The 19117-nt window shown below is 67.0% G+C and carries 16 protein-coding genes and 1 pseudogene; 11 read left to right on the top strand and 6 right to left on the bottom strand.

The window, feature by feature from the left end; all coding sequences use genetic code 11:
• Nucleotides 1-282: 282 nt before the first annotated feature.
• The 4 genes from ACEVQ6_RS20800 to ACEVQ6_RS20785 all read left to right on the top strand — a co-directional run bounded on the left by ACEVQ6_RS20800 (nt 283) and on the right by ACEVQ6_RS20785 (nt 4692).
• On the top strand, nt 283-1167 hold the full coding sequence (locus ACEVQ6_RS20800; RefSeq protein ID WP_374890967.1) for a sugar phosphate isomerase/epimerase family protein: 885 nt from the start codon (nt 283-285) through the stop codon (nt 1165-1167).
• Between the two features lie 64 nt (nt 1168-1231).
• Nucleotides 1232-2419 carry an ROK family protein gene (locus tag ACEVQ6_RS20795; RefSeq protein WP_374890966.1) on the top strand — a complete coding sequence of 396 codons (1188 nt, stop codon included), beginning with the start codon at nt 1232-1234 and terminating at the stop codon, nt 2417-2419.
• Between the two features lie 27 nt (nt 2420-2446).
• On the top strand, nt 2447-3424 hold the full coding sequence (locus ACEVQ6_RS20790) for a tagatose kinase (protein WP_374890965.1): 978 nt from the start codon (nt 2447-2449) through the stop codon (nt 3422-3424).
• Nucleotides 3424-4692 (top strand): D-tagatose-bisphosphate aldolase, class II, non-catalytic subunit, encoded by a 1269-nt coding sequence (locus ACEVQ6_RS20785; RefSeq protein ID WP_374890964.1) that lies wholly within the window; start codon nt 3424-3426, stop codon nt 4690-4692. Before ACEVQ6_RS20790 ends, ACEVQ6_RS20785 begins: the two co-directional genes overlap by 1 nt.
• A 163-nt stretch (nt 4693-4855) precedes the next feature.
• Here ACEVQ6_RS20785 and ACEVQ6_RS20780 read toward each other — a convergent pair.
• Both ACEVQ6_RS20780 and ACEVQ6_RS20775 read right to left on the bottom strand, forming a co-directional pair.
• Nucleotides 4856-5023, bottom strand: a pseudogene (locus ACEVQ6_RS20780) (plasmid stabilization protein); the annotation flags it as partial.
• A 19-nt stretch (nt 5024-5042) separates the two neighbouring features.
• Nucleotides 5043-5822 carry an SDR family oxidoreductase gene (locus tag ACEVQ6_RS20775; RefSeq protein WP_374890963.1) on the bottom strand — a complete coding sequence of 260 codons (780 nt, stop codon included), beginning with the start codon at nt 5820-5822 and terminating at the stop codon, nt 5043-5045.
• A 197-nt stretch (nt 5823-6019) separates the two neighbouring features.
• Here ACEVQ6_RS20775 and ACEVQ6_RS20770 point away from each other — a divergent pair, with 197 nt between their 5' ends.
• The 5 genes from ACEVQ6_RS20770 to ACEVQ6_RS20750 all read left to right on the top strand — a co-directional run bounded on the left by ACEVQ6_RS20770 (nt 6020) and on the right by ACEVQ6_RS20750 (nt 9515).
• Nucleotides 6020-6235, top strand: coding sequence for a hypothetical protein (locus ACEVQ6_RS20770; protein WP_374890962.1), 216 nt, complete (start codon nt 6020-6022; stop codon nt 6233-6235).
• A 29-nt stretch (nt 6236-6264) separates the two neighbouring features.
• On the top strand, nt 6265-6693 hold the full coding sequence (locus ACEVQ6_RS20765) for a CBS domain-containing protein (protein ID WP_374890961.1): 429 nt from the start codon (nt 6265-6267) through the stop codon (nt 6691-6693).
• Nucleotides 6690-6956, top strand: a complete 267-nt coding sequence (locus ACEVQ6_RS20760) for a DUF982 domain-containing protein (protein ID WP_374890960.1) — start codon at nt 6690-6692, stop codon at nt 6954-6956. The genes ACEVQ6_RS20765 and ACEVQ6_RS20760 overlap by 4 nt, the downstream gene beginning before the upstream one ends.
• Nucleotides 6957-7028: 72 nt before the next feature.
• Entirely contained in the window at nt 7029-7355 is a 327-nt protein-coding gene (locus tag ACEVQ6_RS20755) for a DUF2934 domain-containing protein (protein ID WP_374890959.1), read from the top strand.
• A 279-nt stretch (nt 7356-7634) separates the two neighbouring features.
• A complete protein-coding gene (locus ACEVQ6_RS20750) occupies nt 7635-9515 on the top strand; it encodes a methyl-accepting chemotaxis protein (RefSeq protein WP_454952513.1) in 1881 nt (626 codons plus the stop codon).
• A gap of 63 nt (nt 9516-9578) precedes the next feature.
• Here ACEVQ6_RS20750 and ACEVQ6_RS20745 read toward each other — a convergent pair whose 3' ends face one another.
• Genes ACEVQ6_RS20745 through ACEVQ6_RS20735 form a run of 3 tightly spaced genes read right to left on the bottom strand, consistent with a single transcriptional unit; the run spans nt 9579 to nt 13446 of the window.
• The gene (locus ACEVQ6_RS20745; RefSeq protein ID WP_374890957.1) at nt 9579-10730 is read right to left on the bottom strand and encodes an HD domain-containing phosphohydrolase; all 1152 of its coding nucleotides are present in this window, start codon (nt 10728-10730) and stop codon (nt 9579-9581) included.
• Nucleotides 10731-10741: 11 nt separating this feature from the next.
• Complete coding sequence (locus ACEVQ6_RS20740; RefSeq protein WP_374890956.1) at nt 10742-12940, bottom strand: ATP-binding protein; 2199 nt, start codon at nt 12938-12940, stop codon at nt 10742-10744.
• Nucleotides 12937-13446 carry a molybdopterin-dependent oxidoreductase gene (locus ACEVQ6_RS20735; RefSeq protein WP_374890955.1) on the bottom strand — a complete coding sequence of 170 codons (510 nt, stop codon included), beginning with the start codon at nt 13444-13446 and terminating at the stop codon, nt 12937-12939. The genes ACEVQ6_RS20740 and ACEVQ6_RS20735 overlap by 4 nt, the downstream gene beginning before the upstream one ends.
• A 991-nt stretch (nt 13447-14437) precedes the next feature.
• On the opposite strand from ACEVQ6_RS20735, the gene ACEVQ6_RS20730 reads away from it, so the two are divergent.
• Nucleotides 14438-14932 carry a heme-degrading domain-containing protein gene (locus ACEVQ6_RS20730; RefSeq protein ID WP_374890954.1) on the top strand — a complete coding sequence of 165 codons (495 nt, stop codon included), beginning with the start codon at nt 14438-14440 and terminating at the stop codon, nt 14930-14932.
• Nucleotides 14933-15047: 115 nt separating this feature from the next.
• Complete coding sequence (gene metH, locus ACEVQ6_RS20725) at nt 15048-18803, top strand: methionine synthase (protein ID WP_374890953.1); 3756 nt, start codon at nt 15048-15050, stop codon at nt 18801-18803.
• 134 nt (nt 18804-18937) lie between these two features.
• Here the strand turns inward: metH and ACEVQ6_RS20720 are convergent.
• A partial coding sequence (locus tag ACEVQ6_RS20720; RefSeq protein ID WP_374890952.1) for a hypothetical protein occupies nt 18938-19117 on the bottom strand: 180 nt, incomplete at its 5' end.

Here is a 19117-nt window from a genome sequence, read left to right as displayed (position 1 = left end):
CCGGATCCGGCTCGAATGGCTCATCCTCGCGGCGTCGCTCCGTTCCAAGAGCCGCGCCCGACAAAACCGGCTGCGCGACCGCTCTTTTTGTCGCGGAAGCCTGCGAAACGGAAGACGGGTTCGGCGTCAGCCTTTCACTCGCATCGCCCTGTTCGGAATATTGCGCCGCACTGCCGGCTACCGGCCCAAAGCCGGCTCTTTAGACGGTTTCCAAATTTGTTGCTCTTCCAAACTAATTCTGCTACCGCCACGGTCGAGGAAAAAGCGAGGGAGGAGCGCATCATGGGCCGGCTTGGCATTCACTCTTTTGTCTGGACGGGCGGGCAGACCCAGGAAGGGCTCGAAACCGCGCTGCGCAAGACGGCGGAGCATGGCTATCGCACCATCGAGTTCGCCTATCTGCGTCCGGAGCGGTTCGATCTCGACCGCCTTGCGACCCTTGCACGTTCCCTCGATGTCGAGATCGGCGTGACGATGGGCCTGCCGCTCGACAAGGACGTGTCGAGCGAGGACAGTTCCGTCGTCGCCGGCGGCAAGGCGATGCTGGCCGATGCGGTGCGCGCCGTGCGCGACATCGGCGGCAACAAGCTCGGCGGCATTCTCTATTCCGCCCACACCAAGTACAATCGCCAGCCGACCCGGCGCGGCTGGGACAACAGCGTCGCCGCGATCGCTGAGACCGCGGAGGTCGCCAGGAGCGCCGGCGTCGATCTGGTGCTCGAAATCGTCAACCGCTTCGAGACGAACCTCCTCAACACCACGGCGCAGGGGCTTAAGTTCATCGCCGAGACCGGGTCCGATCACGTGCGGCTGCATCTCGACACGTTCCACATGAACATCGAGGAGGCCAATCCGGCCGCCGCGATCCGGCTTGCCGGCGACAAGCTCGGCTATTTCCACATCGGCGAGAGCAATCGCGGCTATCTCGGCGACGGCGTCATCGATTTCGACCGGATGTTCGATGCGCTGCTCGACATCGACTACCAGCGCGACATCGTGTTCGAGAGCTTTTCCACGGCGGTGGTCGACGAGAGCCTGTCGCTCGCCTGCGCCATCTGGCGCGACACCTGGACCGAGAACGACCCCCTTGCCGCCCATGCCAAACAGTATATCGAACTGAAGCTCGACGAGGCCCGGCGCCGCCGGGCGACCAACGCGCGTCCCTGATCGTCGGCGCTGCATGTCGCCCTGCCCGGACGCCGGGGCAGGGCGGAGCTTGGGAAGACGGGGCATGAGCGACAGGGCACCGACAGGCAGTTCGCCGCGCAGGATCCGGCAGGCGAACATCGTCGCCGCGCTGCAGTCCCTCTATCTCAGCCGCGGCGCGAGCCGGGCGGAACTGGCGCGGGCGCTTCGCATGAACCGTTCGTCCTCCGGCGAGATCGTCGCCGCGCTGACCGGCGGCGGCTATGTGCGCGAGACCGGGGGCAGGGAGACGGGCGGGCGGCTCAGGGCCGGTCGTCCCGGCATCATGCTGGAACTCGTTCCGGATGCCGCTCTGTTCATCGGGCTTGAAATCGGCGTCGAGCACCTCGCGGCCGTCGTCATCGACATGACCGCGCGGATCCTTCTCCGCCGCAAGCAGGCGTTCGACACGCCGGCGGCGACCGTCGACGACGCGGTGGCGAACGGTCTTGCCATGGCGCTGGAGGCGATGGAGCCCGGCATGATCGACCGCTGCCGGGGGCTCGGCATTGCGACACCGGCGCATATCCGCGTCGGCGGCGTGGTCGCGATCGCGCCGCTGATCGGCTGGCGCGACGTGCCGCTCGGTGAGATCGCGCGTGCCGCCGTTCCCCGGCCGATGCCGGTCACCGTCGAAAACGACGCGAATGCCTTCGCGATCGGCGACGGCTACCGCAACGGCGGGGCGGGCGTCACGCTGTTCCTGCTGATCGAGACGGGCGTCGGCGGCGGGGTCCTGATCGATGGCCGGCTCTTTCGCGGCGGCCATGGCCTCGCCGGCGAGATCGGCCACACGCGGGTGCCTTGCGGAGGGGGGCGGCCGCTCGAGGCGCTGATCGGCCGCGAGGCGCTGGTCGCGCAGTACCGGGCTGCCACCGGGCAGGACGGGGATCTTGCCGCGCTCATCGCCGAGGTGCGCGATCGCGTGCCGTCCGCCGTCGCGCTCGCGGAAACCTGGTCCCGGCATCTGGCGGAGGCGCTGCTGCAGGCCCGCCACCTGATCGATCCGGACAGGATCGTGCTTGGCGGCGTGGTCGCGGGCCTTTATCCGTTGGTGGCGGCGCGTGTCGCCGCGCATATGGCGGCCGGGCAGAGCGTGCCGCTGCCGCCGGTCGACATCGTGGTCGATGCCGAGCCGGACTTCGGCTCGGCCTATGGCGCCGCCTGTCTGCTGCACCAGCGCTTCCTGTCGCTGGACAACGAGGAATTCGGTGCCGAGGACGGCATCGCCTGAAAAGGGTGACGAGGGAGGAGGGACAGAATGGTGGACGTATTGGCGCCGGACGCGCTCGGGCCGACGGTGTGCGTCGGGGAGATCCTGGTCGAGATCGTCGCGACGACCGTCGGCGACGGTTTCCTCGCGGCGCAGCCGCTGGTCGGGCCGTATCCGAGCGGGGCGCCGGCGATCTTCATTTCGCAATGCGGCCGCATCGGCGGGCAGGCGGCGATGGTGGGCGCGGTCGGCAGGGACGATTTCGGCCGGGTCAACCTTGATCGCCTGATGCGCGACGGCGTCGACGTTTCGGCCATCGCAACCGATCCCGAATTTCCGACCGGCAGCGCCTTCGTTCGCTATCGCGCCGACGGCGCGCGCGACTTCGTCTACAACATCGCCACCTCGGCGGCGGCGCGCTTCGGCTGGAGTGCGGAGGTCGAGGCGCTTGTGGCGCGCGCCGGCCATCTGCACGTCATGGGCACGGCGCTCTCGATGAAGAGCGCCGTCGCGGTGATCGACCGCGCCGTCGACATCATCAAGGCACGCGGCGGCACGCTGTCCGTCGACCCGAATCTGCGCAAGGAACTGGTGCTCGATGCCGCGACCGAGCGCCGCTTCGAGGCGCTCGTGTCGTCGGCCGACCTGCTCCTGCCCTCGGGCGAGGAACTCGAGCGCGCCGCCGGCGTCGACGGCGAGGCGGCGGCGATCGCCAGCCTGTTTCGGCGCGGCGTCGGGGAAATCGTGCTGAAGCGCGGTGCCGCCGGCGCCACCTGTTTCGGTCGTGACGGATCGCGCATCGAGGCGCCGGCCTTCGTCGTCGAGGAGCGCGATCCGACGGGGGCCGGCGACTGTTTCGGCGGCGCCTATGTCGCCTGCCGCCGCCTCGGCCTGCCGCCGGAGCAGGCGCTCGCCTATGCCTCGGCCGCCGGCGCCCGCAACGTCACCCGTGTCGGCCCGATGGAGGGCGCCGGCACCCGCGCCGAACTCGATGCCTTCATCGCCTCGACGGAAAGGCGCGCCTGATGCCGGTCCAGCTCGCCGATCTCGCCCTCATGAAGCGCAAGGGCACGCCGAAAGGCATCACCTCCGTCTGCTCCGCCCATCCGCTGGTCCTGCGGGCGGCACTCCGCCACGGCGCCGCGCAAGGCAGCACGGTCCTGATCGAGGCAACCTGCAACCAGGTCAATCACCAGGGCGGCTACACCGGCATGAGGCCGGCGGATTTCGCCGCGCTGGTGTTCCGGCTCGCCGAGGAAGAAGGCTGCCCGGCTGATCTCATCGTGCTCGGCGGCGATCACCTCGGCCCCAATCCCTGGCGGGATCGCCCGGCCGGGGAGGCGATGGCGGAGGCTGAGACGATGATGGCGGCCTATGTCGAGGCGGGCTTCCGCAAGATCCATCTCGACGCTTCGATGGGCTGCCAGGGCGAACCGGACGCCCTCGACGACGAGACGACGGCGGCCCGCGCGGCGCGGCTCGCGGCGGTCGCGGAGGCGAGTGCCCGCAAGGCCGGCGGCGCCCTGCCGGTCTATGTGATCGGCACCGAGGTGCCGCCGCCCGGCGGCGCCGACCATGCGCTGACGGCGATCGAGCCGACCGGGGCAGACGCCGCGCGCCGCACGATCGCCGTGCATCGCCGCGTCTTCGCCGAGGCCGGCCTTTCCGACGCCTTCGCCCGGGCGATCGGCCTCGTCGTGCAGCCGGGCGTCGAATTCGGCAATCACAACGTCATCCTCTACGATCGCTCGAAGATCACGCCGCTTACGGGCGTTCTCGCCGACGAGCCGCAATTCGTCTTCGAGGCCCATTCCACCGACTATCAGGGAACGGTGCCGCTGGCGGCGCTTGTCGAGGACGGTTTTCCGATCCTGAAGGTTGGTCCCGAACTGACCTTCGTGCTGCGCGAGGCGCTCTACGCCCTCGACCTGATCGCCTCGGACCTTCTCGACGGCTATGGGGACCGGCCGCTCCATCGCGCGATGGAGATGCTGATGCGCGCCGAACCGGGGCACTGGCGCCGCCACTACCACGGGACGGCGGCGGAGGAGCGGCTTCTGCGGCATTATTCCCTGTCCGACCGCATCCGCTACTACTGGGCCGCGCCCGAGGCGCAGGCTGCGACGCGGCGGCTAGTGGAGGCGCTTTCTGGCCAGGTCGTGCCCCTGCCGCTGTTCTGGCAACACCTGCCTGCCGCGGCGCATTTCGCGGACAGGCCGCTCGATCCGGACGCCCTCCTCGTCTGGCGCGTGACGCAGAGCCTCGCCTCGTATCACGCCGCCTGCGGCCTCTGACGCGACCTCCGGCAGAACACGGTCACATGCGACATGCGCGTCCGCCTTTCCCACAGCACCGACGCCGGAACGGCACCGGCTCGGCGTCGGAGCGACGCGGCGGATGTCCGCCGGCGGGACGCCGGTCGCCTCATGCCGGCAAGGTTCACTTCGACGGTGTCTTGCGGCCGCTGCCGGATTTCTTGCCGCCGCCGTCCCGATCGTTGACGGTGGCCCAGGCGCGGCGCTCCGCTTCCTGTTCCGGGACGCCGCGGTCCTCGTAGCTCTCGGCGATATGCGCCGCCTTACGCTTCTGCTTGTCGGTATAGGCACTCTTGTCGCCCTGGGGCATGGCTCTTCTCCTTGTTTCGTTACCGCAACAGGCTCTGGCCGCCGTCGATGAACACCGGGGTTCCGGTGATATGCCGGGCGGCGGCCGAGCACAGGAAGGTGATCGCCTCCGCCACGTCCTCGGCCGTTCCGGGCACGCCGCCGGTCAGAGGGATCTCGCCTTCCGGCCAGACGACCGGAATGCCCGATTTCCCGGTGTTACGGCGGTCCGTATTGTCCTCGATCCTGGTCTCGATCGCGCCCGGACAGACGGCGTTGATCCGGATCCGGTCACGGCCGAGTTCGAGGGCGAGCTGCTGGACGAGGGCGAGCTGCGCCGCCTTGGTGGCGGAATAGGCGGTCGCGCCGGCCGAGGTGAAGGTGCGCGTGCCGTTGATCGAGGTGACGACCACGATCGCCGGCGCCTCGGCACGGCGCAGATGGGGGATGGTGAGGTGCAGGGTCAGGTAGGTTCCGCGCAGGTTGACCGCGATCGTCCTGTCCCATTCGTCGGGCTTCAACTCGTCGATCGGGGCCCAGACCCCGTTGATGCCGGCATTGGCGACGACGACATCGAGCCCGCCGAAGTCGGCCACCACCCGCTCCACGGCCCGGCGCATTCCGGCTTCCTCGGAAATGTCGGCGACCAGCGGCAGAGCCTTCCCGCCTTTCTCCTCGATCAGGCGGGCGGTCTCCGTGATCTCGTCGGGGCTGCGGCTGATCAGCGCGACCGCATCGCCGCGCGAGGCAAAATCGAGCGCCGATGCCCGGCCGATGCCGGATCCCGCCCCTGTCACCAGAACCACCCTGCCCAACGCCATTCCGCTTCTCCGGTCTTCGGATCCATCGCAGTTCTAACGGAGACGGATCGGGCGGGTTCCGCCCGGCGCCGCGATTTTCGCAATTTCCGCGGAACCATGCTATGGTTGCCGCGTTGGAGCGGATGCCCCCGCCTGTGAGACCCCCGATGCGTGCAGCTTGCCTGCCGCCATCGCGGGCCGGAAACAAGGAGAGAGACATGGCACGCAAATCGACCTGGCGCGCGGAACTGGCGCGCCTCCTGCCGGGACGAAAACTGGCATCCACCCTTTCCTCGCCGAAACGCCGCAATGCCTTCGAGCCGCAGGTGATGGCGCCGCATCAGGTGGATCTTCCCCTGAAAAAGACGCCGCTCGAGGAAATCGCGGTTCCGGCGTCGATCAACGGCCGCAGTCTGGCCGAGGGCCGCCCGTGAGTGGGACGGATCTGCTGGTCAGCGACCTGATGTCGGCGCAGGTCTACAGCATTTCCCCCACGGACTCGGCCCAGTCGGCCGCCCGCCTGATGGCCGCCGCGAATGTCGGCGTCCTCCCGGTCGAAACGCCCGGTGTCGGCACGGTCGTCGGCATTGTGACAGACCGCGACATCATGGCCGCCATCACCGCGAAAGGCCTGCCCACCACGACGGCGATCTATGAATTCATGACTGTCTGCGCGGAAACCTGCGACGAGACCGACACGGTTCAGGCGGTTGTGGAGAAGATGCTGTCGCTGCAGCTGCGCCGACTCGTGGTGATGAACGCCGAGCGGCGGATCGCCGGCATCATTGCGCTCGCAGACATTGCCGCCGTCGACCCCTCGGTCTCCGCGCGGTTGCCGGAGGCGCCGCAGGACGTCTCCCGACGACCCTATGCGGCCGGAGCGCGCCGATGACGGACCTCACCACCGACCGCCTCTGGGGCGAACCCGTCATTCTGGAGGCGGACAGCCGCGTGATCCGGGTGCAAAGCACGCGGGACGCGGCGCTCTGCCTGACGAATCACTGGCCGCTTTCCGAAGGCGCGGCCCTTGATGATGCTCTTCGCATCTGCGAAAAGGTTCTGGCGGGCGATCTTCCGCCGAGCAAGGCGCGCGCGGCCTTTACCGATGCCGCCCGGGAAGCGAATTTCAACGTCAATGCCTGGACGTCCGTTTGACAAGGGCCGCCGCGCAAGGGCACGATGCGCTTGTCTGATCGATGTTTTGAACCTGGAGCGGGGTGGGGTATCATGAGCAACGAGCGACTGGACTGGATCAACCGGCGGGCGTACCAGATCTGGGAGGAGAACGGCCGTCCGGATGGTCGCGATCAGGACCATTGGAACCAGGCCCTTCGCGAGCGCGAAGAACTCGAAGGCGCGGCCGAGCAGGCGTTGACCGTCGAACCCGCAGACATCGCCGGGGAGGAAATGCCCCCCGCATCCGCCGGCCCGATCGCCGACGACACGGCTCTGGCGGAAAAGCCGGTGAAACCGCGTGCTCCCCGCAAGCCTGCGGCCCCGAAGGAGCCGGCTGCGCCGAAGCCGCGCAGCCGCGCCGTCAAGCCGAAGGTCTAGAGCATTTCCAGCCGAAGCGTGATCGCTTCGGCGCCGGAGAATGCGACAAGAAGAACGACTGAGAGCATTGAAGGTGATCCCGTGATCACCGGAAATGCTCTAGCGCGCCGTCGCCGCGCGGCGATCCGTCACGACTTTCAGGATATAGGCCGAACCGTGCATGAACCGCAGGTCGCTGAGGTTCATCATTCTTTTCGAATATAGTGGTCGCGCGCCGCTTTCGGTTAAGGAATTGTCAGCGAAGGTCTCCCATGTTTAGCGATATCCGGACACGGCATGATGTTGCCCGAACCCGGCATTCGACAGAAGCGGGGGGAAGGCGTGCGCGGTCTCAGGATTTCGAAGATTCTGGTTGTTTTCGGGTGTGTCGTGACCGGCGGGCTCGCCCTCGGTATCGGACTGCAGCAGATGGCGCTGCGGGAACTGAAGGTCGGTGGCCCGGTGTTTTCCCGCATCGTCGACGGCAAGGACCTGATCGCCGACATCATGCCGCCCCCGCTCTTCCTCGTCGAAAGCTACAGCCTTGCCAGCGAGGCGGCGATCCACGACGAACTGCTGCAGGCGAACACCGCCCGCATCCTCGCGCTGAAAAAGAGCTATGAGGAAAGGCGGGCCTTCTGGGATGCCTCGGCGCTGCCGGATGATCTCAAGACCTTCCTGGACAACGACGTGGTGGCGAAGGCGGATACGTTCTGGGCCAATATCGAGCACCGTTACCTGACGGCCGCGGCGGCCGGCGACAGCAAGGCGCTGCACGATGCGCTGGACAGTCTCAAGGACGATTTCCATGCGCACGAGGCGGCCGTCGTCGATCTGGTCCAGCGCTCGAACGCGCATCTTGCTCGGACGCAGGCCGAGGCGGAAGGGAGGGATCGCTGGCTGGAATCCTGGGCGATGGCCGGCAGCGCCGTGTCCGTGCTGCTGTTCCTCGCCGGCCTCTGGTTCCTGCGCCGGCGTGCGATCCTGCCGCTCGGCCGCATCAGCGACTATATGCGCCTCCTGTCGAAGGGCGACTACAGCCAGGACGTACCGATGACGGCGCGGGCCGACGAGATCGGCAGCATGGCGCAGTCGGTCGACGTCTTCCGCCTCGCGGCGATGGAGCGCCAGCGCCTGCGCGAGGAGATGGAGGAGGGCCGGCGGACATCCGAGGCGGAGCGGGTCGGCCGCGAGCGGCTGAACGCGCAGGCGGCAGCCGACCTGCAGGAGGTCGTCGAAACGCTCGGTGCCGGCCTGAAGCGGCTCTCCGAATGCAACATCCGCATGACGATCGACACGCCCTTCGCGGCGCAGTTCGAACAGCTGCGGCACGACTTCAACCAGTCGATCGCCACCTTCCAGAGCACGCTCGAGAACGTGCTGGCAAAGACGGCGCTGGTCGCCGGCAATTCGCGCGAGATGCGCGCTGCGGCGGACAGCCTGTCGAAGCGCACCGAGCAGCAGGCGGCCGCTCTCGAACAGACCGCCGCCGCGCTGGAGGAGGTCACCGCGACGGTGCGCGCCTCGGTCGACCATACCGGAGAGACCCGCGCCCTCGTCAAGGAAGCCCGCACCTGTGCCACCACGTCGAGCGACGTGGTGCGCGATGCGATCGACGCGATGACCCGGATCGAGACCGGCTCGCGCGAGATCGCCTCGATCATCGGCGTCATCGACGGCATCGCTTTCCAGACCAACCTGCTGGCGTTGAATGCCGGCGTCGAGGCGGCGCGCGCGGGCGATGCCGGCAAGGGGTTCGCCGTGGTCGCGCAGGAGGTTCGCGAACTGGCGCAGCGCTCGGCGCGGGCGGCGAGCGAAATCAGCAGCCTGATCGACAAGGCGTCGACCGAGGTCGGCACCGGCGTCAGGCTCGTCGGCGAGACCGGCTCGGCGCTGCGCCGGATCGAGGACTTCGTCTCGCAGATCGACACGAAGATCGATGCGATCGCCATGGCCTCGCGCGAACAGTCGACCGGACTTTCCGAGATCAGCACCGCCGTCAATGCGATCGACCAGATGACGCAGCAGAATGCGGCGATGGTCGAGGAAACCTCCGCCGTCAGCCAGTCGCTTGCCGACAATTCCGATGACCTGAACGAACTGGTCGGCCGCTTCAAGCTCAACCGACGCGCCCGCATCCGCGAGCCGAACGGCAGCGAGGCGCAGCGCCGGGCCGCCTGAGCCCCCCGTCTCGGGGGCTCGCACAGCGCGGATGAGGGCGGAGGCGGGCGCGGGCGCCTCCCGTCAGGCCGCCGCCCGCCCGGTCGCGCTGTCGCCGGTAGCACCGCCGTCGCGCGCATGCTCCGCCGGGGCGGAGGTCTCGCCGGGCACCATGTCGCAGGACCGGATGGCCAGATCCTCGCCGCGACGCCGGTCTTCGGCCATGATCGCCAGGAGATCGGGAAGCGCCGTGTCGAAGGCGGCGACGCAGGACGGGTCGAACTGGCTGCCGGCCTTGTCGCGGATGTGCTGCACGGTGCGCTCGACGCTCCAGGCCTCCTTGTAGGGGCGCGCCGTCGTCAGCGCGTCGAAATTGTCGGCGATCGCGACGATGCGGCCGGACAGCGGGATCGCGGCGCCTGCCAGCCGGAAGGGATAGCCCTGCCCGTCCCAGCGCTCGTGATGGCTTCCGGCGATTTCGGCCGCAAGCTGCAGAAGGCTCGATTTCGATTCCTTCAGGATGTCGCAGCCGACGATCGTGTGCTTCTGCATCGCGGCGAATTCCTGCTCGGTGAACTTGCCGCTCTTCAGCAGGATCGCGTCCGGGATCGCCACCTTGCCGATGTCGTGCATCGGCGAGGCGAGGCGGATGTCCGAACACTGGCAGGGATCCAGCCCGTAGGCGCGGGCGATCGCCTCGGAGTAGAGGCCGACGCGGCGGGTGTGGCGGGCCGTGTCCAGATCCTTGTAGCTCGCCGCGATCGTCAGCCGTTCGATGATTTCCTCCTCGCGAGCGCGCAGTTCGACGACCGCCTTCTCGACCTCGACACGCAGCCACTCGGCCTTGTCGGCGAGCTTGTTGCGTGCGTCGACGAGCGCGACGAGGTTCCTGACGCGTGCCTGGAATTCCAGGGGATTGACCGGCTTGGTCAGGAAATCGATGGCTCCGGCATTCAGCGCGGCCATGCGGGTCGCCGTGTCGGTATCGGCGGTGACGATGACGACCGGCTTGTCGCGATATTTCTCGAAGCGGACCAGTTCGGTCAGAAGCTCGATCCCGGTGTAGACCGGCATCTGGAAGTCGATGATCGCCACGTCGAAGGCCAGGCCGGGCGCCTGCGCCAGGACGTCCTCCGGCTGCGTGAAGGCGAGCGCCGTGCAGCCGGGGAGCTTCTCGACCAGTTTCGTCAGGAAGGTGAGGTTCGTCTTGTTGTCGTCGACGAGGAGAATACGCATCCGGTGCCTTCCTATGCAGCGAGGCGCTGCTTGTAGCGTGTGACTGTATCGTGAAGCGCGTCGAGGGCCGGCGCGGAAAGCGAGGCGTGGCGCAGGGACTGCGATCGGTCGGCGACCTCCTGCAGGCCGACGCTGCTCGCCGCGCCCTTCAGGCTGTGCAGCAGGCGATCGGTGCCGCTCCGGTCGTCGGTGGCGAGCGCGGACCGCAATTGCGAGAACAGCGCATCCGCGTCGTCGAAGAAACTCGTCAGAAGCTCGGAAAACATCTCCTCGCCCAGCACGTCGACGATCTCCGCCCGCCGGCGTTCGAAGGCCTGGTCCACCGGTTCCCGCTCGGCCTCGGCCGCCGGCAGGTCCGGCGCGCCGGCATCCAGTGCGCCGATGACGGCGCGCAACTGCTGCATGGTCACGGGCTTCGACTGGAAGCCCGTCATGCCCGCCTCCTGGCAAAGCCGGCGATCGTCGTCCGAGGCATTCGCCGTCATGGCGACGATCGGGACGGCGCGGTTCGGACCGGGAGATGCCCGGATGCGCCGCGTCGCCTCGATGCCGTCGAGCCTCGGCATCTGCATGTCCATCAGGACGAGATCGAAGCGGCGGGCAGCAGCGAGCTCGACGGCCTCCAGGCCGTCGCCCGCGATCGTCACCGTCTGTCCGAGATGGGCGAGGAAGCCGGCGGCGACCTGCTGGTTGACGAGATTGTCCTCGACGAGCAGGATGTCGAGACCGGGAAGCGCCTTGACGGAGGCCGTCTGGGCCGTGTCTGCAGGGATGAGTTCGCCTTCGGCGGGCCGGGCGGGGATTTCGAACCAGAAGGTGCTGCCCTCGCCCTTGCGGCTCGTCACGCCGATGCGTCCGTCCAGCGCCTCGACGATCTGCTTGCAGATCGTCAGGCCGAGGCCGGTGCCGCCATATCTGCGGCTGATCGAGGCATCGACCTGGGAGAAGGGCTGGAACAGCCTGCCGAGACCGTCCGTGTCGATGCCGATCCCGGTATCGACGATCTCGACGCGCAGCATCGCCTCCGGGCCCGTGCCCTGTTGCCGGATCCGCACCGTCACCACGCCGTCATGGGTGAACTTGATCGCATTGCTGAGGAGGTTGAGGAGAACCTGGCGCAGGCGGGTGGGATCGGAGTGGATCACCGGCGTCGCGAGCGTTTCGGGCATGTCGAGAAGAATGCGGTTGCCATGCTCCGTTGCCCGGTCGCGGAGGATCTCCACGGTCGCCGAGACGACCGGTCGCACGTCGACCGCGCGAAGCTCCACGTCGAGCCTGCCATGCTCGATTTTGGCGAAATCGAGAATTTCATTGATGATTTCCAAGAGCGCCTGCCCGGAGCGGCGGATCGTGTGGACACCGGGGGCGACCGAGGCGGGGAGGGGCGAAAGCTCGAGCAGTTCCGCCGTGCCGAGGATGGCGTTGAGCGGCGTGCGGATCTCGTGGCCCATCGTCGCCATGAATTGCGACTTGGCGCGGTTTCCCGCCTCCGCCGCCAGATAGGCGTCCTTCAGCCGCAGGGAGACGCTTTCGAGGCTGAGGCCGGCAAGCCGCACGGATTTGAGCTGGCGCCGCAGCGTGAAGATCAGCCCGACGACGCAGCAGACCAGAAGGGCGACGAGGCAGGCCGACTTCACCTGCAGCGCGAGAACGGTGTCGCGGGCTTCCGCACGCTCGACGCTGACCGTATTGTTCGTGTAGATCAGCAGTTTTTCGGTGTTCTGCACCAATGTCTCGAAGCCCGTGTCCACCGCCGCGAGCGCGGCCGGGTCCACGCGGTCGCCCGAGGCAAGCCGGTCGAAGGTCTTGACCGCGCCGAAGACGATTTTCCGGATGTCCTCGACCTGGCCGGCGATGCTGGCGTCCAGCCGGAACGTCTTGTCGAAGGAGCCTTTCTCCAGGATCGTCATGCGGGAATAGAGAATGTCGTAACGGGTGCCGAGCGCCTTGATCTCGCTCGGCGAAAAGTCCTCCTCGGTGAGCATGACATGGAGCGTCTCATGCAGGCGGCGGGCTTCCCGGTCGAGCTGGTAGACCGACCAAAGCGCGTTTTCGCGGATACCGTCCTGCAGCGCGGAGTATTTCCAGGAAATGTCGACGAACAGGAAGACGAGGCCCAGCAGCAAGGCGATGGAAAAGCTCTGCAGCAGGACGGTCGCCTTGCCGGCCTTGCGGATGATGTCGCCATTGTGCTGGGCCGCCTGGATCACTCCGAGACCTCGATGGTCTTGATCTGCCAGACGGAGCGCGAGAAATACTTCTCGTTGAACAGGCCCGGATCCTTGTCGAAGGGATAGACCAGGAAGAGCGGCCCCTTGTCGCGCACCGACATCGGCTCGCCGTCCATGCGGGTGGCGAGCATCGTGTCGATGGCGGTGGCGTCCTCCATCGGTACGTCTGCGGCATAGTCGTTGAGCGCGATCACCTTCAGCGACGTGCCATGGGCCCCGGCGGCGTCGAGGACCGCGCGCAGCAGCGGACCGGAAAAGGAGACGCTCCCTTCCGTCCAGGGGGTTTCCATCCTGCCCGTCCGGCCGTCGAGGGCTTCGAGCATGGCGCGGTCGAACTGGGCGGTGCCGTCGACGTTCGGATGTTCGAGTTTCGGCGCGGTCACGGTGAGGATGACCTCGCCCTTCGGCGCGTCGAGGGCCTCGGCGCGCATGGGGATCAGGGACGCGGCAAGCAGGGTTGCGGCTGTCAGGAGACGGATCGTCAACGGAGACTCCAGGTCAGGATGCGATCGCGCAGGGCGCGGTGTCGCGGGCGGATCTACGGGGAAATGCCTCGAAGGCCAGTGTCCCATCGGCGTCGTGGATCGGGCAGGCCCCGTTGCCGCAATCGCCATGGCCGGCATCATGCCGGTCTCGTGTCTCGGAATGTGGACATGCCGATCCTAGGGCATGAGCCTTCATATTAGATGAATCGAATGATGAAAATTGCTGGAAGTGATCGCGGAGGCGGGAGTGGGGCGATGGCCTGTTGGCGGAAGAGCCCATGGCCATGCGGGATCGCGCTTCTCTTCCCCCTCAACGCCGTGAAATCGCAGAGGCCGGCGACGGATCAACCAATCACGCAAGGCCCGACCGCCACACGGGATCACGCGCGCTTTGGTCCGGATTCGCGCCGATGACCGGCCGTTTTGAAGAAAGTTTGGTGTCCACGAGAGGATTCGAACCTCCGACCCTGCGATTCATACCACTTCGGCTTTCGCCGCCGCCTTAAGCGTTCGTGGTCTGGACTGTCCCTTGGCCGTGGACCGAAGTCTTTAGGCCCTGCCCATCCAGTCTCTACACCTTCACCGGACGGGTCCGGTGCTTGGCTCGGGATCGGCACGCCGGGAGTCCGGCAAGCTTTCCCCGAATTTGAGCAGATCGACTGCGACCTTTCGGCGCGCAGCCCCCAATTTTTACACCAGGAATCGCATGCTCTATCCTGCTGAGCTACGCGGACATTCCCACCAAACACTGACCGGATAGCCGAATGCGGTACCGAGATCAATCCTCTTCTGCCCCACGACCGCCGGGATACGCGCCCGGCATCGTTTCAGGGGACCCATCTCCCTTGCTGCCTGTTGAGGACGGGCGCGGGTTGCGCCGCCGCCGCGCAAGCCTTCGCCGCAGCGGTTTCCGCCTTGAATTCGATCGTGCGATCATGTCCTGTGGCGGACATCCGCCCGAAGGGGCGAACAGTCAGGCAGGGAGGGACCCATGACGATCGAAGCCGATCTCGAGGCGATCGCACGGCAGGAAAAGGCACTGGTATTCGAGGCCTTCGACCTCGATGCGGGATGGGCGCTCGGAAATCACATCCGCGCCCGTGCGCGCGAAAGGGGCCTCGGCATCGTGATCGACGTGACGCTCTTTTCCGCGCCCGTCTTCTATGCCGCCCTTCCCGGGTCGACGCCGGACAATGCCAACTGGGTCCGCCGCAAGCGCAATTGCGTCGTCCGTTTCCTGCGCAGCAGCTATGCGACCGGCCTGATGCTCGCCCGGCAGAATGTCACGCTTGCCGGCAAGTTCGGCCTCCCGGAGGCCGATTACGCCGCCCATGGCGGCAGCTTTCCGTTGACCGTCGCCTCGGCCGGCTGCATCGGCGCGATCACCGTGTCCGGCCTGCCCCAGCGCGAGGATCACCGTTTTGTGGTCGAGATGCTCTGCGACCGGCTCGGCGAGGATTTTGCCGCGCTGGATTTTTCCGGCTGACGCAGCGCCGATCAGTGTCCTCCCGCTCGCGGCGACGGACAGAGTACCGGCATGTTGACATAAAGATATGTTTATGTGATCAATCGATCAGTGTCGACGTTGCAGGAGTGCGCCCGTGTCCGCCATCGAAACGCTGTTCGACGGGGTGGCCGCGCCGGCCGCCGATGTCTTCGCCGACTTGGCTGCGGCCGCGCGGGAGCGCATCCTGGTTCTCGACGGGGCGATGGGCACGGAGATCCAGCTCCTCGGCTTCGGCGAGGACCATTTTCGCGGCGACCGTTTCGATGGCTGCGCCTGCCACCAGCATGGCAACAACGATCTCCTGACGCTGACCCAGCCCGCCGCCATCGAGGAGATCCACTATCGCTATGCGCTCGCCGGCGCCGACATCCTCGAAACGAACACCTTCTCGTCGACGTCGATCGCCCAGGCGGATTACGGCATGGAGGGTTTCGTCTACGAGCTCAACCGCGACGGCGCCCGGCTTGCCCGGCGCGCGGCCCGGCGCGCGGCCGACAGGGACGGGCGACGCCGCTTCGTCGCCGGTGCGCTCGGGCCGACCAACCGCACCGCCTCGATGTCGCCGGACGTCAACAATCCGGGCTACCGCGCCGTCTCCTTCGACGACCTGCGCCGCGCCTATGGCGAACAGCTGCGCGGCCTGATCGACGGCGGCGCCGACATCATCCTGATCGAGACGATCTTCGACACGCTGAATGCCAAGGCCGCGATCTTCGCCACCGAAGAGGTGTTCGGGGAAAAGGGTATCCGCCTGCCGGTCATGATCTCGGGCACGATCACCGACCTGTCCGGCCGTACCCTCTCCGGCCAGACGCCGACGGCCTTCTGGCATTCGGTCCGCCATGCGGCGCCGGTGTCGATCGGGCTCAACTGTGCGCTCGGGGCGGATGCGATGCGTCCCCATCTCGCCGAGCTTTCGGCGGTCGCCGACACGCTCGTCTGCGCCTATCCGAATGCCGGCCTGCCGAATGCCTTTGGCCGGTATGACGAAAGCCCGGAGTTCATGGCGGACCAGATCGAGGGCTTTGCCCGCGACGGCCTCGTCAACATCGTCGGTGGCTGCTGCGGCTCGACGCCGGATCATATCCGCGCGATCGCCGACGCCGTCGCCAAATATCCGCCGCGCGCCGTGCCCGATGTCGCGCCGCATATGCGCCTCTCCGGCCTCGAGCCCTTCACGCTTTCCGCCGATATCCCCTTCGTCAATATCGGCGAGCGGACCAATGTCACCGGCTCGGCCAAGTTCCGCAAGCTGATCACCTCCGGCGACTATGCCGCTGCCCTCGATGTGGCGCGCGACCAGGTGGCGAACGGCGCGCAGATCATCGACATCAACATGGACGAGGGCCTGATCGATTCGCGCCAGGCCATGGTCGACTTCCTCAACCTCGTCGCCTCCGAGCCCGACATCGCCCGGGTGCCGGTGATGATCGACAGCTCGAAATTCGAGGTGATCGAGGCCGGCCTCCAATGCGTTCAGGGCAAGGCGCTGGTCAACTCCATCTCGCTGAAGGAAGGCGAGGGGCCGTTCCTCGAGCAGGCGCGCAAAGTTCGTGCCTATGGAGCGGCGGTGGTGGTCATGGCCTTCGACGAGGCCGGGCAGGCCGATACGGAAGCGCGCAAGGTGGAGATCTGCACCCGCGCCTACCGCCTGCTGACCGAGGTGGCGGGCCTCGCGGCGGAAGACATCATCTTCGATCCGAACATCTTCGCGGTCGCCACCGGCATCGAGGAGCACGACAATTACGGTGTCGATTTCATCGAGGCGACGCGCAGGATCGTCTCGACCCTGCCGCATGCCCATGTCTCCGGCGGGGTCTCGAACCTTTCCTTCTCCTTCCGCGGCAACGAGCCGGTCCGCGAGGCGATGCACGCGGTCTTCCTCTATCACGCGATCCAGGCCGGCATGGACATGGGGATCGTCAATGCCGGTCAGCTTGCCGTCTATGATGCGATCGACCCGGAGCTGCGCGAGGCTTGCGAGGACGTGGTGCTCAACCGTAAGCGGGAGGCGACGGAGCGGCTTCTGGAGATTGCCGGGCGGTTCCGCGGCGCCGGCCCCCGCGAGACGCGGGAGAAGGATCTCGCATGGCGCGGCTGGCCGGTCGAAAAGCGTCTCGAACATGCGCTCGTCAACGGCATCACGGAATTCATCGAGGCCGATACGGAGGAGGCGCGCCTTGCCGCCGCCCGGCCGCTTCACGTCATCGAAGGGCCGCTGATGGCGGGCATGAACGTTGTCGGCGACCTGTTCGGCTCGGGGCGGATGTTCCTGCCGCAGGTGGTCAAGTCGGCCCGGGTGATGAAGCAGGCCGTCTCCGTGCTTCTGCCCTACATGGAGCAGGAAAAGGCGGGAGGAGGCCGCGCGGCGGCAGGCCGAATCCTGATGGCGACCGTCAAGGGTGACGTCCACGACATCGGCAAGAACATCGTCGGCGTCGTCCTCGCCTGCAACAATTACGAGATCATTGATCTCGGCGTCATGGTGCCGGCGGCGAGGATCATCGAGGTCGCACGCGAACGCAATGTCGACATCATAGGCCTTTCCGGCCTGATCACGCCGTCGCTCGACGAGATGGCCCATGTCGCGGCCGAGCTGGAGCGGCAGGGCTTCGAGGTTCCCCTCCTCATCGGCGGCGCGACGACGAGCCGGGTGCACACCGCGGTCAAGATCCACCCGCGCTACGAGCGCGGCCAGGCGGTCTATGTCACCGATGCCAGCCGCGCCGTCGGCGTCGTGTCGAGCCTCCTGTCGCCGGACGCCCGCGCAGGCTATATCGAGACGGTGCGGGCGGAGTATCGCAAGGTGGCCGATGCCCATGCGCGCAGCGAGGCGGAGAAGCGCCGCCTGCCGCTCGCCGAGGCGCGTGCCAACCGCTACCAGCCGGACTGGAGCGCCTATCGCCCGAAGACGCCGTCCTTCCTCGGAACGCGGGTCTATGACGACTGGGACCTCGCCGATCTCGCCCGCTACATCGACTGGACGCCCTTCTTCCAGACCTGGGAGCTGAAGGGCACCTATCCGAAGATCCTCGACGACGAGCGGCAGGGCGAGGCCGCCCGCCAGCTCTTTGCCGACGCCAAGGAGATGCTGGCGAAGATCGTGGCGGAGACGTGGTTCCGCCCGAAGGCGGTGATCGGCTTCTGGCCGGCCGGTTCGGTCGGCGACGACATAAGGCTGTTCACCGACGAGGCGCGGAACGAAGAACGCGCCACCTTCTTCACGCTGCGCCAGCAGATGGGCAAGCGCGACGGGCGGCCGAACGTCGCGCTTGCGGATTTTGTCGCGCCGGCGGCGTCTGAAACGCGCGATTACGTCGGCGGCTTCGTCGTCACCGCCGGCATCGAGGAGGTGGCGATCGCCGAGCGGTTCGAGCGCGCCAATGACGACTACGCGGCCATCCTGGTCAAGGCTCTGGCCGACCGGTTCGCCGAGGCCTTTGCCGAGCGCCTGCATGAAGCGGTGCGCCGGGAGCTGTGGGCCTATGCCCCCGACGAGATGTTTGCACCTGCCGAATTGATCGGCGAACCCTATGCCGGCATAAGGCCCGCGCCGGGCTATCCGGCCCAGCCCGATCATACGGAGAAGGAAACCCTTTTCGCGCTCCTCGATGCGCGCGCGTCGATCGGCGTGTCGCTGACGGAAAGCTACGCGATGTGGCCGGGATCCTCCGTGGCGGGCCTCTACATCGCCGCACCGGAGGCGTATTATTTCGGCGTGGCCAAGGTCGAGCGCGATCAGGTCGAGGACTATGCGGCGCGCAAGGGAATGGCGATCGCCGAGGTCGAGCGCTGGCTGGGACCCGTCCTCAACTATGTCCCCGCCGGGGCGGCGCTCGCGGCGGAATGAGCCGGACACGCGGCTTCCGGGGTGCTGCTCCGGAAACGCAGGAATTCCGCGGACGGCTGCCTGAAATGGGTGCATGCCAGAAAGCTGCCCAGGATATGAGCGGGGAGTGTTTCCGCGCGTGATTTTGGTCGGTGTCAGGCCGTGAAGTTCCCCCCAAGTTTGAATTTATCTAACATTATCAGTGATTTGAGCGATTTTTGAAATTTCTTTGACGGATGGTGTTGACGATTGGGAATGGGTAGGACTATAACCCGCTCACCAACGAGGGCGGCGGCGCTGCTGGCGACCGACGAACTCGCTCTGAAGTTTCTTGA

Source organism: Ensifer soli (assembly GCF_041928815.1).
Classification (GTDB): domain Bacteria; phylum Pseudomonadota; class Alphaproteobacteria; order Rhizobiales; family Rhizobiaceae; genus JBHFEI01.
The sequence above is the reverse complement of the archived record's forward strand: the minus strand, read 5'-3'. Positions and strand labels throughout refer to the sequence as shown.

Excerpts from the sequence above, each read along its gene's own strand:
- ACEVQ6_RS20800 (WP_374890967.1), top strand. The coding sequence starts at position 283 with ATGGGCCGGCTTGGCATTCACTCTTTTGTCTGGACGGGCGGGCAGACC.
- ACEVQ6_RS20795 (WP_374890966.1), top strand. The coding sequence starts at position 1,232 with ATGAGCGACAGGGCACCGACAGGCAGTTCGCCGCGCAGGATCCGGCAG.
- ACEVQ6_RS20790 (WP_374890965.1), top strand. The coding sequence starts at position 2,447 with ATGGTGGACGTATTGGCGCCGGACGCGCTCGGGCCGACGGTGTGCGTC.
- ACEVQ6_RS20785 (WP_374890964.1), top strand. The coding sequence starts at position 3,424 with ATGCCGGTCCAGCTCGCCGATCTCGCCCTCATGAAGCGCAAGGGCACG.
- ACEVQ6_RS20775 (WP_374890963.1), bottom strand. The coding sequence starts at position 5,822 with ATGGCGTTGGGCAGGGTGGTTCTGGTGACAGGGGCGGGATCCGGCATC.
- ACEVQ6_RS20770 (WP_374890962.1), top strand. The coding sequence starts at position 6,020 with ATGGCACGCAAATCGACCTGGCGCGCGGAACTGGCGCGCCTCCTGCCG.
- ACEVQ6_RS20765 (WP_374890961.1), top strand. The coding sequence starts at position 6,265 with ATGTCGGCGCAGGTCTACAGCATTTCCCCCACGGACTCGGCCCAGTCG.
- ACEVQ6_RS20760 (WP_374890960.1), top strand. The coding sequence starts at position 6,690 with ATGACGGACCTCACCACCGACCGCCTCTGGGGCGAACCCGTCATTCTG.
- ACEVQ6_RS20755 (WP_374890959.1), top strand. The coding sequence starts at position 7,029 with ATGAGCAACGAGCGACTGGACTGGATCAACCGGCGGGCGTACCAGATC.
- ACEVQ6_RS20750 (WP_454952513.1), top strand. The coding sequence starts at position 7,635 with ATGTTGCCCGAACCCGGCATTCGACAGAAGCGGGGGGAAGGCGTGCGC.
- ACEVQ6_RS20745 (WP_374890957.1), bottom strand. The coding sequence starts at position 10,730 with ATGCGTATTCTCCTCGTCGACGACAACAAGACGAACCTCACCTTCCTG.
- ACEVQ6_RS20730 (WP_374890954.1), top strand. The coding sequence starts at position 14,438 with ATGACGATCGAAGCCGATCTCGAGGCGATCGCACGGCAGGAAAAGGCA.